At 53.2% G+C, this 14,604-nt stretch carries 13 protein-coding genes and 1 pseudogene; 4 read left to right on the plus strand and 10 right to left on the minus strand.

Annotated features, from left to right (window positions below; all coding sequences use genetic code 11):
- Positions 1-111 precede the first annotated feature (111 nt).
- Complete coding sequence (locus PCI15_RS16265; protein WP_205658239.1) at positions 112-498, minus strand: RidA family protein; 387 nt, start codon at positions 496-498, stop codon at positions 112-114.
- Positions 499-639: 141 nt separating this feature from the next.
- Positions 640-1,899, minus strand: coding sequence for a D-amino acid dehydrogenase (locus PCI15_RS16270; RefSeq protein ID WP_271270984.1), 1,260 nt, complete (start codon positions 1,897-1,899; stop codon positions 640-642).
- 300 nt (positions 1,900-2,199) lie between these two features.
- On the opposite strand from PCI15_RS16270, the gene PCI15_RS16275 reads away from it, so the two are divergent.
- Both PCI15_RS16275 and dsdA read left to right on the plus strand, forming a co-directional pair.
- Positions 2,200-2,703, plus strand: a complete 504-nt coding sequence (locus PCI15_RS16275) for an Lrp/AsnC ligand binding domain-containing protein (protein ID WP_205658237.1) — start codon at positions 2,200-2,202, stop codon at positions 2,701-2,703.
- Positions 2,704-2,726: 23 nt separating this feature from the next.
- Positions 2,727-4,040, plus strand: coding sequence for a D-serine ammonia-lyase (gene dsdA, locus PCI15_RS16280; RefSeq protein ID WP_271270985.1), 1,314 nt, complete (start codon positions 2,727-2,729; stop codon positions 4,038-4,040).
- A 48-nt stretch (positions 4,041-4,088) separates the two neighbouring features.
- On the opposite strand, the gene PCI15_RS16285 is transcribed toward dsdA, so the two are convergent.
- Positions 4,089-4,847, minus strand: coding sequence for a sulfite exporter TauE/SafE family protein (locus PCI15_RS16285; protein ID WP_271270986.1), 759 nt, complete (start codon positions 4,845-4,847; stop codon positions 4,089-4,091).
- Positions 4,848-5,064: 217 nt separating this feature from the next.
- On the opposite strand from PCI15_RS16285, the gene aptA reads away from it, so the two are divergent.
- Positions 5,065-6,381, plus strand: a complete 1,317-nt coding sequence (aptA, locus tag PCI15_RS16290; RefSeq protein WP_271270987.1) for an omega-aminotransferase AptA — start codon at positions 5,065-5,067, stop codon at positions 6,379-6,381.
- Positions 6,382-6,492: 111 nt separating this feature from the next.
- Here the strand turns inward: aptA and PCI15_RS16295 are convergent, their stop codons facing one another.
- A complete protein-coding gene (locus tag PCI15_RS16295; RefSeq protein WP_271270988.1) occupies positions 6,493-7,065 on the minus strand; it encodes a helix-turn-helix domain-containing protein in 573 nt (190 codons plus the stop codon).
- 245 nt (positions 7,066-7,310) lie between these two features.
- Here PCI15_RS16295 and PCI15_RS16300 point away from each other — a divergent pair, with 245 nt between their 5' ends.
- Positions 7,311-9,368 (plus strand): molybdopterin-containing oxidoreductase family protein, encoded by a 2,058-nt coding sequence (locus tag PCI15_RS16300; protein WP_271270989.1) that lies wholly within the window; start codon positions 7,311-7,313, stop codon positions 9,366-9,368.
- Positions 9,369-9,511: 143 nt separating this feature from the next.
- On the opposite strand, the gene PCI15_RS23745 is transcribed toward PCI15_RS16300, so the two are convergent.
- The 6 genes and pseudogenes from PCI15_RS23745 to PCI15_RS16325 form a co-directional block, all read right to left on the minus strand.
- Positions 9,512-9,910: a CZB domain-containing protein gene (locus tag PCI15_RS23745; protein ID WP_376787843.1), complete on the minus strand. Its 399-nt coding sequence runs from the start codon at positions 9,908-9,910 to the stop codon at positions 9,512-9,514.
- Positions 9,911-9,961: 51 nt separating this feature from the next.
- A pseudogene (locus PCI15_RS23750) lies at positions 9,962-10,621 on the minus strand (methyl-accepting chemotaxis protein); the annotation flags it as partial.
- Positions 10,622-10,941: 320 nt separating this feature from the next.
- Positions 10,942-11,385 carry a BLUF domain-containing protein gene (locus tag PCI15_RS16310; protein WP_271270991.1) on the minus strand — a complete coding sequence of 148 codons (444 nt, stop codon included), beginning with the start codon at positions 11,383-11,385 and terminating at the stop codon, positions 10,942-10,944.
- A 142-nt stretch (positions 11,386-11,527) separates the two neighbouring features.
- Positions 11,528-12,346, minus strand: a complete 819-nt coding sequence (locus PCI15_RS16315) for an ABC transporter permease subunit (protein ID WP_271270992.1) — start codon at positions 12,344-12,346, stop codon at positions 11,528-11,530.
- Positions 12,346-13,257 (minus strand): ABC transporter permease subunit, encoded by a 912-nt coding sequence (locus PCI15_RS16320; protein ID WP_271274637.1) that lies wholly within the window; start codon positions 13,255-13,257, stop codon positions 12,346-12,348. The genes PCI15_RS16315 and PCI15_RS16320 overlap by 1 nt, the downstream gene beginning before the upstream one ends.
- 47 nt (positions 13,258-13,304) lie before the next feature.
- Positions 13,305-14,474, minus strand: coding sequence for an ABC transporter ATP-binding protein (locus tag PCI15_RS16325; RefSeq protein ID WP_271270993.1), 1,170 nt, complete (start codon positions 14,472-14,474; stop codon positions 13,305-13,307).
- Positions 14,475-14,604 lie beyond the last annotated feature (130 nt).

Raw genomic sequence — 14,604 nt, forward strand, 5'->3', positions numbered from 1 at the left:
GGCACTTGTCATCGGGAGTCTGAAATAAAAAAAACCGGCCCTCAAAGGCCGGTTTATCACTTGTTCACCGGTTAAGCGCTACACCCGCGCTTAACAGAGAATCCTGCGAAATTAACCAACCACCATGATGGCTTCAACTTCGATGTCCACATCCTTAGGCAGTGCTTTAACCGCGTAAGCAGCACGTGCAGGGTATGGCTCAGAGAAATAACGGGCCATGACTTCGTTAACCTGTGCAAAGTTAGCCAGGTCGCTCAGCAGGATAGTCACTTTAACGATATCATTCATAGAGCCACCTGCTTCTTCTGCGATGGCCTTCATGTTTTCAAATACCTGAACCGCCTGCGCTTCAAACGCCATGTCTTCAACCTGCATGGTTTCAGGGTTCAGAGGAATCTGACCGGAAATGTAGACCGTGTTATCAACTTTAACTGCCTGAGAATACGTACCGATAGCAGAAGGCGCTTTTTCAGTCGCGATAATTGTTTTTGTCGGCATTTTACTGCTCCTTAAAAATAAAATTTACGGGCCTGACAGATATCATCAGGCCGGCACAGAACCTATGAGAAGCTGGATTATAGCGGCTAAAAACCGCAGCGCACAGGGAATAATCTGCCCCTGTGCGATCGGCTAATCCACTTATTTGTGACCGTAACGGGCCACTGACATACCTTCCGGATCAATATCCGTTTGCTTACCGCAGATAACATCGGCAACAAACTTGCCGGAGCCCAGGGACATGGTCCAGCCCAGGGTACCGTGACCGGTATTCAGGTACAGATTAGGGTAACGGGTGCCACCCAGAATCGGCGTGCCGTCCGGCGTCATCGGACGCAGGCCGGTCCAGAATTCAGCCTTAGCCACATCACCCCCGCCCGGGAACAGATCCGACACCGTATGCTCAACATTACGGCGACGTTTTTCCATCAGCTCGGTGTTGTAAGAGGTAATTTCAGCCGTACCGCCAACCCGGATACGGTCTTCAAAACGGGTCACAGCAACCTTGTAAGTTTCATCCATAATGGTGGATACAGGCGCCTTGCTCTCATCAATAATCGGCAGTGTCAACGAGTAGCCCTTAATCGGATAAACCGGCACAACCACACCCACATTGGCCAGGTGCAGCGTCGAGTAACTGCCCATACACATCAGGTAACGATCGGCAGTCAGTGTGCCTTTGCTGGTTTTAACACCGACAATCTGGGTGTCGTCGCTCAACAGGCCGTCAATGTCTGTGTCGAACATAAATTTAACGCCCAGCTTCTTACACTCTTCCGCCAGCGCGTTGGTGAATTTAAAGCAGTCGCCGGTTTCATCACCCGGCAAACGCAGGCCACCGACAATCTTTTCTTTTACCTGACCCAGTGCAGGTTCACGGCTGACACAGCCATCGCTGTCCAGTACTTCGTAATCCACGCCGCACTCTTCCAGCACCGCAATATCTTTGGCTGCCGCATCCACCTGTTTCTGGGTACGGAATAACTGCAACGTACCGCCGGTACGCTGCTCATAATCAATATCCAGCTCCGTACGCAGATCGCGGAAACAGTCCCGGCTGTACTCAGCCAGACGCATCATGCGGGCCTTGTTAACGTGATAAGAACTCTGAGTACAGTTTGCCAACATTTTGCTCATCCACTTAAGGGTGTTGGCATTTACTTTAGGGTTGATCATCAGCGGGGCAAGATCCTGCATCATCCACTTGATCGCTTTCAACGGTACACCCGGAGCAGCCCAGGGAGCAGAATAGCCCGGTGAAATCTGGCCGGCATTACCAAAGCTGGTTTCCATCGCCGGTGCACCCTGCCGGTCAACAACGGTCACTTCGTGACCTTCTTTGGCCAAATACCACGCGCTGGTGACACCAATGACGCCACTGCCCAAAATAACAATCTGCATTGCACTACCTTTTACTATTTTTATAATTAACTGGAGCCTGCAGAGGGGCAAACAGATACCGGCAATCAAGTTTCAGGAACCTTTATGAATCAAAGGAATCCACCTGAAAGATCGGTTAAACTATCCGTCAGGGCTATACTTAACAGCCACTGCACCCCACCTGAGCCTCTCGACTTCCAAAGCAAAAAATTTGCTAACAAACTTTTCAGCTAGTATATTGCAGCTTTCGTAGTTTATTATTTTGTAATACGTAAATTTTCAGGTTTATAACCCTTCAGGATTCAAAAAGTAGAAAATCTTATGGCTCTGACTAAAAACCATCTCAAACGCAAGCTGGATAAAATTGACCTGAATATCCTTAACACCCTGCAAAAAAACGGCCGGATCAGCTACGTAGATCTGGCTGATACAGTGGGTCTGAGTACCACTCCCTGCATGGAACGGGTAAAGCGTTTAGAGAAAGACGGTCTGATCCAGGGCTACTACGCCCGCATTGATCCCCAGGCAATGGGGTTCGGCATGCTGGTATTTGTCGAGATATCCCTTTCTTACCAGTCTCCTGATGCCTTCCAGAAATTTAATCAGGCAGTTGCTACCCTGCCCTATGTACAGGAATGCCACCTGGTATCCGGTGATGCCGACTTCCTGATCAAGGCACGCATTGCCGACATGTCGGAATACCGGGCACTGCTGGGTGAAATGCTGCTGACACTGCCTGGAGTAAAGAACTCCAAGAGCTATATCGTCATGGAAGAAGTGAAAGAAACCCTTTCACTGCCAATCAGCCCGAGCCATCCGCGCTAATCTGTAAAAGAAGACATACAATAATGCATCCGTCTGCTGATACTGCCGGCCAGATTCGCCAGGGCAGTCCGTTTTTGTGGGTCAACCCGCACCGTCAGGCCAGCTTTGATGCCGGCCTGCCACTTGGTATTGACGACATCCGCAATGCCGATAACCGGCTGCGCCGTTTCGCCCCGTTACTGACACAACTGTTCCCGGAACTTCAGGAAGCCGGCGGACTGATCGAATCAGCCCTGCAGCCGGTAGCGGCTTTACAGGCAAACGTTTATCCGGAGCTGCCCGGACAGCTGTTCATAAAAGGCGATCATGCACTGCCAGTAGCCGGCTCAGTTAAAGCCCGTGGCGGCATCTATGAAGTACTCTGCCACAGTGAAACTCTGGCACTTGAACACGGTATCCTTTCAGACACCGACGACGATTATCTGAAACTGTTATCTGCAGCCGCCAAAAACCTGTTCAGCCAGTACGAAGTTGCCGTCAGCAGTACCGGCAATCTGGGCCTGAGTATCGGTATCATCAGCGCCGCGCTGGGCTTTAAGGCCACCGTGCATATGTCCGTTGAAGCTAAAGAATGGAAGAAAACCCGCCTGCGTAAACGCGGTGTCAAAGTGGTTGAACATAAGGATGACTACAGTGCTGCTGTTGCCGCCGGCCGGGCAGAATCCGATGCCGATCCGAACAGCTACTTTGTCGATGACGAAAACTCTCAGCAACTGTTCACCGGTTATGCGGTTGCTGCCCTGCGCTTGCAACAACAACTTAAGGATGCGGATATCAGCGTCGGTGCTGAACATCCGTTATTTGTTTACCTGCCCTGCGGCGTCGGTGGCGCACCGGGCGGTATCGCCTACGGCCTGCGCCTGATTCTCGGTCCCCATGTACACTGCTTCTTTGCTGAGCCGGTTGAAGCGCCCTGTGTACTGGTAGGCTTGCAGGCGAAGGAACACACCGAAATTCAAAGCGTCTATGACTTCGGTCTCAAAGTTGCCACCGAAGCCGACGGTCTGGCGGTGAGTAAAGCTTCACCCTGGGTATGTGAAATGATGCACACCCTGCTGGATGGCGTCTTCACCGTTGGTGATGACCGGCTGTTCGAATACCTTTATCAGCTGCAACAGCACGAAGGTATTTCAATCGAACCTTCTGCCGCTGCAGGTTTCACCGGCCCGGATATGCTGACCAGCACCCCGGCAGGGCAAGCTTATCTGAACACGCTGCAACTGAGCGATAAGCTCGATAACAGCACCCATCTGCTCTGGACCACCGGCGGTTTATTTGTACCGCAGGAAGAGATGGAAAACTTCAGCGCCAAAGGCAAACAGCTGCTCAGCGCCTGAATACATAATTAAACGGCCATTCAGCCCGTTCTGGATGGCCGCTTTTCCTCATAGCAGGATATACAGCCCCAGCAGTAACAGCGCGATAAACAGCGCTTTTCTGAACGCCTCCGCCGACAGCCCCTGACGGATTTTCTGGCCAATAAACATCCCCGCCATCGCGGGTAATAATCCGCTCAGAGACATCAGCCCGTGCTCAGCCGTCAGCATACCATTGCCCTGCAGGGTAACGGCCAGCCCCAGCGAAGACAGGCTGAACAGCATACCCATCGCCTGCATTAACTCGTCACGGGACAAATTCAGTGCCTGCAGATACATCACTCCGGGGACCGTAAAAGACCCTGTCATGCCGGTCAGTACACCGTTAACACTCCCCACCAGTATTGCCAGCGGTGAATGCCAGCCTGCAGCCAACCGGTTTATATCAAACCGCAATCCTGCCAGCCCGGTTATGCTGTACAGCACCAGCAGTACGCCCAGCAAGCGGGTCAGATAAGAGAAATCAACCGTCGCTAATACCTGCCCTCCCAACCACACCAGACATGTAGCGGGCAACATAAACGGCCAGACCCGCCGCCACACCCTAAGGGTTTGCCCCGCCTCTCCATTGCCGGTGCTCAGAGCCTGCCAGACATTGGTCACAAATGAAGGCACCAGCAACAGCGCCATTGCTGTCGGCAAATCAGACACCAGTAAGATCAGGGCCAGACTGATCGTCGGCAGTCCAAGCCCCACAACCCCTTTAACCGTACCTGCAAACAGAAATACCAGCAGCACAATCAGCAGCATCTGTGGCTCATCTAACATTCACTTTCTTCCCTATTCCCATGGCCACCATCCCATACCCCTGTTTCAACCACACACATACTAACCCGGCGGCCCCCGGTAGCAACATCCGCGTAAAACAGATTACGGCCCCGGATTACCGGCCCGCATCAATCACTCACTAAGGGGATACATCACCGGCACCGCTGGCACGATAATAACGGTCATATTATTACGCATAAAATAAAAAGGTTGCCGTATGACTGCTATCAACATGGATGCCTTCTGGATGCCCTTTACGGCAAACAAAGACTTCAAACAACAGCCCCGCCTGCTGGACCGGGCTGAAGGTAATTACTACTTCAACGAACAACAGCAACCGATTCTGGATGCCACCGCAGGCCTGTGGTGTGTCAACGCCGGCCACGGCCGCCATCAGATCGCCGATGCCGTCAGCCGCCAGCTTCGCAGCCTCGATTACGCCTCGCCATTCAACTTTGGCCACAGCATTGGGTTTGAATTTGCCAACCGTCTGGTGCAATACACCCCGGACCCGCTTAACAAGGTATTTTTCACCAATTCAGGGTCTGAAGCGGTAGAGTCCGCCCTGAAAATTGCTCTGCAATATCAGCAGTCCCGTGGCAAGAGTGGCAAGTTCAAGCTCATCGGCCGGGAAATGGCCTACCACGGCGTCAACTTCGGCGGCATATCCGTGGGCGGACTTACCCCTAACCGAACCGGCTTTGGCCCGCTACTGGAAACCGACCATCTGCCCCACACCCTGGACATTGAAAACAATGCCTTCAGCCGTGGCTTACCCGCAGAAGACCTGAGCAAGGCAGACGCGCTGGAATCTCTGATTAACTTCCACAACGCCGACACCATTGCGGCGGTCATTATCGAACCGATAAGCGGTGCCGGCGGTGTCATCATGCCACCGGAAGGTTATCTGCAGCGTATCCGCGATATCTGCACCCAACACGATATTCTGCTGATCTTCGACGAAGTCATCACCGGCTGGGGCCGGCTGGGATCACCGTTCGCTGCCACCGAATTTGGCGTCACTCCGGACATGATTACCTCTGCCAAGGGCATTACCAATGGCGTTATGCCCTTAGGTGCAGTGTTTGTCAGCGATCATATTCACGATCAGATCGTCAGCAACGCCGCCCCCGGCGCCATCGAGTTCTATCACGGTTATACCTATTCAGCCCACCCGGTTGCCTGTGCCGCCGGTCTGGCTACCCTGGATATCTATGATGAAGAACAGCTGCTCACCCGGGCCAGTGGTGCCATTGGCGATTACTTTGCCGATGCCCTGCACAGTCTGAAAGATGCGCCAAAGGTGGTGGATATCCGTAACTACGGTCTGGTGGGTGCAGTACAGTTCGATGCCAGCGTCGCCGCCAACGGCCCGGTTGGGCTGGACTTCCAGAAGAACTGTTTTAAGCGCGGCGTCATGGTGAGAACCATGGGCAACATTGTCGCCTTCTCACCGCCGCTGACCATTGAGCCGGAACAAATTGATCAGTTAGTGAAAGTACTGCGGGAAACCGCCGAAGAAATGTTTGCCTGAGCAGGCGCAGAGAAAATGGGGTGAGAGCCACCCACTCCCGGGAACCTGCCGGGATTTCACGGGCTGCGGGGTGATCCCCTGCCAGCCCGTTTTTTTTGAATCCTATACCTGTCAGGACATTCCCGGCTGGTGGAGCTTTGCCGGTAAGGGAACGTTTACTACACACAGCTCACATTCGGTATCACCGGTATTTCTGAAACGGTGTGGCCGGCTGCTGTCAAAGCAAAAGCCGTCGCCGGCCTGCAGCTCATACACCTGAAAACCCACCGTCAGTTCAATGCTGCCGTGCACCACCACACCGGTTTTCTCACCGCTGCTCTGAAGCATTTCCGACCCGCTGTCGGCCCCCGGCGCAAACCGCTCCCGGGTAAAGTCAGCCAGGCGCTGCATGACCCCGGCCCCTACCAGCTTGCGACTCCACTGTGCGTTGCCCACTTCCGGCATTTTATCCGCAGGAAATACTGCCAGGTCCGGCTGTATGTTGGCTAAATCCAGCGTAAAAAAATCACCGATAGAAATCGGAATACCGCTCAGCACCTTTTTCAGTGAACTCACGGACGGACTGACACCGTTTTTCTCGATCATCGAAATCGTGCTGTTAGTCACGCCAACCCGCTTCGCCAGTTCCCGCTGCGAAATTCCCTTCAACTTACGAATTGCTTTTAACCGTTCACCAACATCCACAGCCTTTCCCCGGTAACTACCTGTTTAACAGGATATTACCGGAGTGGAGCGCAGACTAACACTGCTACATCCCCGGAGAACTATGACAGTGACAGCTGAGCCTGATCAGCCGAAATCCGTACCGCACATCTCACCCTATTGTGGGCCCTATTTTTCGTCACTAAGTGGGTCTTATAGGGTACCCAATATCCACGTACAGTAACCCATAGAATACTCTGCATAAAACAATAAAGATGGATCGCCAAATGACCAGTCCTACACAGAGCAGTACCCCTCAGGTACAGGAAAAACTCAGCGTATGTCCGCTGGACTGCCCGGACACCTGCAGCCTGAAAGTCACCGTCGCCGACAACAAAATCACCAAGATCCGCGGCTCGCAGGTCAACCCGCTCACCGAAGGCAGCATCTGCACCAAGGTTGCCCGCTATTACCCTGACTTCGTACACGGCCCCCGCCGGTTGCGGCATCCGCTGCTGCGTACCGGGCCAAGAGGCAGCGGCCAGTACCGGCAGATCAGCTGGGATGAAGCACTGGACCGGGTTCATCAGCGGCTGAGTCAGGCCATCGAAAACCATGGCAGCTCCAGCGTGCTGCCGTTTAACTATGCAGGCCCACACGGCAAACTCTCCGGCGGCTCGATGGACGTACGCTTCTTTAAAAAACTCGGAGGTACACGGCTGAACCGTGGCCCGCTGTGTGGTGGCGTGCGTTCACTGTCATACCGCTCACTGTACGGAAACAGCTCCCCGGGAATGCCACCGCAACAGGCAGAATTTGCTGACCTGATTCTGATCTGGGGCTGCAATGTCAGCGTTGCCAACCTGCATTTCATGCGTACCATTAAGCGGGCCAGAAAACGCGGCGCCAAACTGGTCGTCATTGATCCGCACCGTACCCAGGTTGCCCGGCAGGCAGACCTCTATCTGCAGGTCACACCGGGCAGCGATGTCAGCCTGGCACTGTACCTCACCGCCAGGCTTGCCGCTGCCGGGAAAATTGATACCAGTCGTCTGACAGAACTGACAACCGGTCTGGACGCGTATCTGGAACATGCCGCCGGCTATCTGGATACCGATCTGGAAAGCATCTGCGGCGTCTCTCCTGATACTGTTGAGCAGTTGACCGCGTTGCTGACCACGGCTGAAAGCATCACTGTTAATGTCGGTGTGGGGCTGGAACGGACCCGCAATGGCGGTGCCGCCTGCCGGGCAGCCTACAGCTTCCCGCTCCTGTTCGGCACGCTGGGTAAAGCCGGTAACGGGGTTATCGGCAGCTATGGACCGCTGTTTCCGGGAAACACTCAACTGACAGACGTGCCTGAAAACAACGCGGCAGCCCAGCGGGAATTCAACATCATTGACGTATCTGATCACCTGTTGGACGCCGGTAGCAATGCCCCGGTGAAAGCCGTCTTCATTTATAACCATAACCCGGTCGCCACTCACCCGGATCAGCAAAAAATGATCCGTGCACTGAGCAATGAAGACCTGTTCATTGTTGGCTGCGATGTGGAAATGAATGACAGCATGCAATACGCCGATGTGATTTTGCCCGCCGCCACACACTTTGAACATCAGGACGCCTACTCCGCCTATGGTCACGGTTACCTGCAGCGGGCAGAGCCAGTGATTGCGCCGGTGGGTGAAGCCCTGCCCAATACGGAAATTTTCCGCCGCTTAGCAGCCAGATTTGGCTTCACTGACGCGGAGTTCCGCGCCAGTGACGAAGATCTGCTGGATCAGGCATTCAGCCTGAACAGGGAACAGCACGGCATCAGCAGTGTGCGGAAACTGCCAACGGATCAGGCCATGTCTATGCAGGAAGCGGATTTCCGCTGGCTGAACAACCGCACACTGACCACCCCGAGCCAGAAAGCAGAACTGTATTCAGACACACTTCAGAATGGCTATCAGGCCGGTTTACCGGAATATACGCCCATCCATGGCAACGCAGCTTACCAGCTGCTGTCACCGGCGTCAGACAAGCGTACCAACGCGACCTTTGGTGGCAATACAGCCTCTGACGGCCTGCAGATACTGGAACTGAACCCGGCGGACGCCGAACAACTGAAGGTAACTGACGGTGCTCCCCTGATCATCAGTAACCAGCTGGGCGAGGTAAAAGTACAGGCCAAACTGACTGATGCAGTCGCCAAAGGTATCGTACTGGTCGACAAAGGTGCCTGGTGCCACACCAGCTCTACCGGCCTGACCGTTAACGCGCTGATCAGTAACCGCAGCCGTACGGATATCGGCGACGGTGCCGCTTACTACGACACCTTTGTGGATATTCGCAAGGCTTAATGAACAAAGCCCTGTTATCTGGCCAGCAGATAACAGGGCTTACTTTTGAACATTCAGGGTCACTAATTTGCCCAACCTGAATGTGAATGCGCACTAATAATCAGACCCATAAAAATTTTTTATGCTCTGATGATAATACGGCATCAGCGACGCTGTTCACCGTAACGTGCATCAACAACTTCCCGCATCATTTTTTCAACAGCCTGTACAACTTTTAAACTGGCTTCTTCCATTACATTCAGATGCTGTGCCATCAGTTCAAAATTACCCTCTCTGCCGGCTTCAATAGCACTTCTGCCTGAATCATGAACCAACTGATGCGGGCCATCCATTTCTCTGTAGCTGACTAAAGAACTGTAAATTTTTGAACCATCACCTTCAAAGTACCACTTACCCATGCGGCACTCTGTATGCCTGTTCGGTAACTCAGAAAATGACCGGGTTTCAATTTGCCGGTATACCGCATTTTTCCAGACAACATGGTCCAGCTTAACAGTATCTAAAAACCCACGTACCGCTGCAATATCGATAACCTCCTGCATTCGGCGTGACCGGCTCAAAACCTGACTTACCACACCGTCAATCTGTTCTGATGAAACAGAAACCTCAGCCGCACTGGTCTGGTTCAGCTCAATCATTCCTTTGATGGCTGTTGTTTGTGTAATCACTTTAGAAACGAGCGACTCAATTTCAGCACTCGCATCATGGGCTTTACTTGCAAGCCCTCTCACTTCATCCGCCACTACAGCAAAGCCACGCCCGGCCTCACCTGCCCGCGCAGCCTCAATCGCTGCATTAAGTGCAAGCAAATTTGTCTGATCAGAAATTTCCTGAATAGCAGATACCAACCGTGTAATAGAAACCGCTGTACGGTCCAGATGCAAAACAGACTCCATGCTCTCTTCTGCCTGCTTATTAATACAACCGGCACGGGACTCAAGTCTGGACAGAGCTTCACCTGTCTGCTCAAACATCATACCCAGTTGCTTTAAACCTTCCTGCTCAACCGACAACTCCTCAGCACTGTTGGCCAGTCCGGTACGAATTGTCTCCAGCATGACCCCGCCTTTCAACTGGCTGGACATAACCTCCGAATCTGCTCTCAGGGATGTCTGAAAATATACATTCTGCTCCTTCTGCTCCAGAAGTTGCTGGCGCAAAAGGCTGATCTCCTGCTCGTGCAAAATATCTGCATTTTCCAGCGCTTCTTTTAACCGTTTATTTTCTTCAACCAAATGACGTCTGAAAAACATCTGACAACTCCAAAAAAGCAACAATCAGGTATTAAAATTCCGGACAAAACAACACAACCAAACGCCGAAAATCATAGAGTGAAAAGAACACAAAAAATAAGCAGAATCAATTAGATAAAATGACTAATCAGGCGAAATTACACAGTGTTTGCTTAAGATCAACAGCAACAACGGCAGCGTGATTAAAAACAGCGGTGAAACACCACTGGGCTCACCGGAAAAAAGCTGTAAGTTCCACCAGAAAGTTAACCTGATAAATAATTAAACCGATAAAACAGATACTCAGAAAATAGCGGCAGACACACCTGCCTCCCTGTTTATTACAGATCCAGAAACGCATCCTTCATCCCGTGAAACTCCATCAGTATCTGATGGGCCAACTGGCCATTTGGCCGGCCAACACTCAGTAACCGGCGAATGCGACTGTCCAGCTGAGAATAATCATTGCGGGTGCGGTTGCCGAGAATGCGGCACCCCATACGCCAGTTAGCAAATTCACGGTCCTGCAAATCATCATTGGAGTAAATAATATCCATCGAATAATGGCGTTTATCTGCCCGGATATCGGCAATGATCTGATCGATGGAAGCCGCCGGCCCTTCCAGCACCTGCATAAATACTGGCTTATCAAATAGCAGCAGGCCTGTAAGGCCCATATCTTTATTCTTCTTGCGCGACTGAAGCAGTAACTCACGCAAATCCTCTTCCTGAAAATCCAGTAATTCATGACTGATATAAGCAAACTGCTTTAAATGCTCTGACACCCGGCAACTCCTTTCTGATAGGCAATTCAGTGTGGCACAAAAACAGCTTTATTTCTAAGCAGTTAAGGCGCTGAACCGGCAAAAACAAAAACGCCGGCACATTTCGGTGCCGGCGTTATATGCGTGAAGTCAGGCAACCGGCTTAATCGATCCGGTTCATCATTCGGTTCTGGCGGCGCATCTGCCAGATAGCCCCGACCACACCCAGCGCCACAATGCCGATCATGATGGTCGCCAGGGCGTTTACTTCCGGCGTCACACCTAAGCGCACCTTGGAGAAGATCACCATAGGCAGCGTACTGTTACCCGGGCCGGAGACGAAGCTGGCGATCACCAGATCATCCAGCGACAGGGTGAACGACAGCAGCCAGCCGGAGATGATCGCCGGGGAGATCAGCGGCAAGGTCACCAGGAAGAACAGGCTGAACGGCTTGGCCCCCAGGTCCATCGCGGCTTCTTCCAGCGATTCATCCATGGCAGATAAACGTGACTGCACGATCACCGCCACATAGGCCAGACAGAAAGTACTGTGGGCAATGATGATGGTGCCGATGCCCCGGCCTGACGGCCAGCCAAAGGCCCCTTCCATCGCCACAAACAGCAGCAACAGGGAGAGACCGGTAATGACTTCCGGCATCACCAGCGGCGCGGTGATCCAGCCGGACAGGACCAGCTTGCCCGGAAAGCGGCCCATCCGCGACAGCACGAAGCCCGCCAGGGTACCCAGCACCACCGCGATGGTGGCACTGAGGAAGGCAACTTTCAGACTCAGCCAGGCGGCGGTCATGATCTGCTCGTTGTTAAACAGCGCGCTGTACCATTTCAGCGACCAGCCCCCCCACACGGTGACCAGTTTGGATTTGTTGAAACTGTAAACGATCAGCGCAATGATCGGCGCGTACAGGAAGATAAATCCCAGGGTCGCGCTGGTGTTCAGGAACAGTGATTTACGTTGTTGCATCAGGCTAGCTCCTTCCCGGCTTTAGTGTTTCGGATCAGCATGATCGGCAGGACCAGCACGATCAGCATCACGGTCGCTACGGCACTTGCCATCGGCCAGTCGCGGTTGAGGAAGAACTCGTCCCACAGCACCTTACCGATCATCAGGGTATCGGAGCCGCCCAGCAATGCCGGAATCACGTACTCACCTACCGCCGGAATGAACACCAGTAAGCAGCCGGCAATGATGCCCGGTACCGCCTGTGGCAGGGTAATGAGGAAGAAGTTCTGCAGCGGGCGTCCGCCCAGATCTTCCGCCGCTTCCAGCAGGGTCAGATCCATTTTTTCCAGCGCGGTGTACAGTGGCAGCACCATGAATGGCAGATAGGTATAAACGATGCCGATGTAGACGGCAAAGTCGGTCTGCAGCATGGTCAGCGGCTGATCGATGATGCCAAAAGACAACAGAAATTCGTTGATCAGGCCGTTCTTTTTCAGGAAGCCCATCCAGGCGTATACCCGCAACAGGAAGGAGGTCCAGAATGGCAGGATCACCAGCGACAGCAGTAAAATCCGGGTGGTGGATTTGCTGCGGGCGATCAGGTACGCCATCGGGAAGGCCACCAGTAAGGTAAAGAAGGTCGATACCGCAGCAATGCGGATCGAGCTTAAATAGGCTTCCAGATAGAAGGCGTCTTCAAACAGGTAAAGGTAGTTACCCAGGTTCAGCTTCAGGGTGGCAAAGGACTCTTCCGGGTCCCACTCCAGCAGGGAGCTGTACGGCGGAATCGAGATGGTCGGCTCCGCCAGGGAGATTTTGAACACCACCAGAAACGGCACGAAAAAGAAGATGGCCAGCCACAGGCTTGGCAGTGAGATAACCGTCCAGCGGCCGAGACTCAGGTGACGTAATGCATAGATCAGGCGCCCCATACCTGACGCCGGCTTCTGGCCGGGGATATTCAGGGAAACCGGGGCGTTCATGAGGTTAATACCACGCTGCTGTCGGCATCCCAGGACATATAGACCTGATCTTCCCAGGTGAAGCGTTCGCCCATGTTACGGGACAGGTTTGGCTGGGTAATACGGACTTCCTTACCGCTGGGCAGGCGAATACGGAACACGGACATGCTGCCCATGTAGGCAATTTCTTCGATGGTGCCGACGATGCAGTTAACGTCCTGATCCGGTTTGCGGCGGCTGACCTTGATCTTCTCCGGGCGCAGTGCCACATGCACTTTCTGGTTCGGCGAACAGCTGATGCCATGATTGACATAAAGCTCACCGCCGGCTTCTTTAGAGTGAATCCGTACGCTGTCCGGTTCATCTTCAATGACCCGGCCTTCAAACATATTCACCGAACCGATGAACTCCGCGACGAAGCGGTTGCTCGGGTATTCGTAGACATCGTGGGGTTCTGCGGTCTGGACGATCTTGCCCTGATCCATCACGCCGATCCGGGTCGACAGGGTCATCGCCTCTTCCTGGTCGTGGGTGACCACCACGAAGGTGACGCCAAGTTTTTCCTGGATGTTGATCAGCTCAAACTGGGTTTCTTCCCGGAGCTTTTTATCCAGTGCGCCTAAAGGTTCATCCAGCAATAACAGCTTAGGCTGCTTGATCAGGGAGCGGGCCAGGGCGATCCGCTGGCGCTGACCGCCGGACAACTGATGAGGCTTACGCTTATTCAGATGGCCCATCTGTACCAGCTCCAGCATCTGTGCCACCCGGTCTTTCACTTCTGCCCGGGGCACGCCTTCACGCTTGAGGCCAAAGGCGACGTTCTCTTCCACGCTCAGATGCGGGAACAGAGCATAAGACTGGAACATCATATTCACCGGGCGTTTCCACGGCTGAATGCCGGACATGTCCACGCCGTCGATAATGATCTTACCGGAGGTCGGTGCTTCAAAGCCTGCCAGCATGCGCAACAGGGTACTTTTCCCGGAGCCGGAGCCGCCCAGCAGACAAAACAGTTCGTTCTTATAGATATCCAGCGAGATGTTATCCACGGCGGTAAAGTCACCAAACTTCTTGGTGATGTTTTCAATCCGCAGAAATGGCTGGGCGCCGTCCTGTTTCCATAAAGGGATTTCGTCCGGAGTAGATTGCGCCACAGCTGGGCTGTCAATCACCTGAGTTTCAGTCATAACCTGCCTCGGATATCAGTAAGATCTGCTCTGCTCGCTTCAGAGGCAGGCAAATCCGTTTGTTATTATTTACCCGGTGTAGTGCCGGGACACACAAAATAGCTAACGCCCGCCGTAAACACTTGTTTCT

It is taken from the genome of Aliamphritea hakodatensis, assembly GCF_024347195.1.
GTDB classification, from domain to species: Bacteria; Pseudomonadota; Gammaproteobacteria; order Pseudomonadales; family Balneatricaceae; genus Amphritea; species Amphritea hakodatensis.

Coding starts and splice junctions, on each gene's coding strand:
- PCI15_RS16265 (WP_205658239.1), bottom strand. CDS start 498: ATGCCGACAAAAACAATTATCGCGACTGAAAAAGCGCCTTCTGCTATC.
- PCI15_RS16270 (WP_271270984.1), bottom strand. CDS start 1,899: ATGCAGATTGTTATTTTGGGCAGTGGCGTCATTGGTGTCACCAGCGCG.
- PCI15_RS16275 (WP_205658237.1), top strand. CDS start 2,200: ATGGCTCTGACTAAAAACCATCTCAAACGCAAGCTGGATAAAATTGAC.
- dsdA (WP_271270985.1), top strand. CDS start 2,727: ATGCATCCGTCTGCTGATACTGCCGGCCAGATTCGCCAGGGCAGTCCG.
- PCI15_RS16285 (WP_271270986.1), bottom strand. CDS start 4,847: ATGTTAGATGAGCCACAGATGCTGCTGATTGTGCTGCTGGTATTTCTG.
- aptA (WP_271270987.1), top strand. CDS start 5,065: ATGACTGCTATCAACATGGATGCCTTCTGGATGCCCTTTACGGCAAAC.
- PCI15_RS16300 (WP_271270989.1), top strand. CDS start 7,311: ATGACCAGTCCTACACAGAGCAGTACCCCTCAGGTACAGGAAAAACTC.
- PCI15_RS23745 (WP_376787843.1), bottom strand. CDS start 9,910: ATGCAGGAGGTTATCGATATTGCAGCGGTACGTGGGTTTTTAGATACT.
- PCI15_RS16315 (WP_271270992.1), bottom strand. CDS start 12,346: ATGCAACAACGTAAATCACTGTTCCTGAACACCAGCGCGACCCTGGGA.
- PCI15_RS16320 (WP_271274637.1), bottom strand. CDS start 13,257: ATGGGGCGCCTGATCTATGCATTACGTCACCTGAGTCTCGGCCGCTGG.
- PCI15_RS16325 (WP_271270993.1), bottom strand. CDS start 14,474: ATGACTGAAACTCAGGTGATTGACAGCCCAGCTGTGGCGCAATCTACT.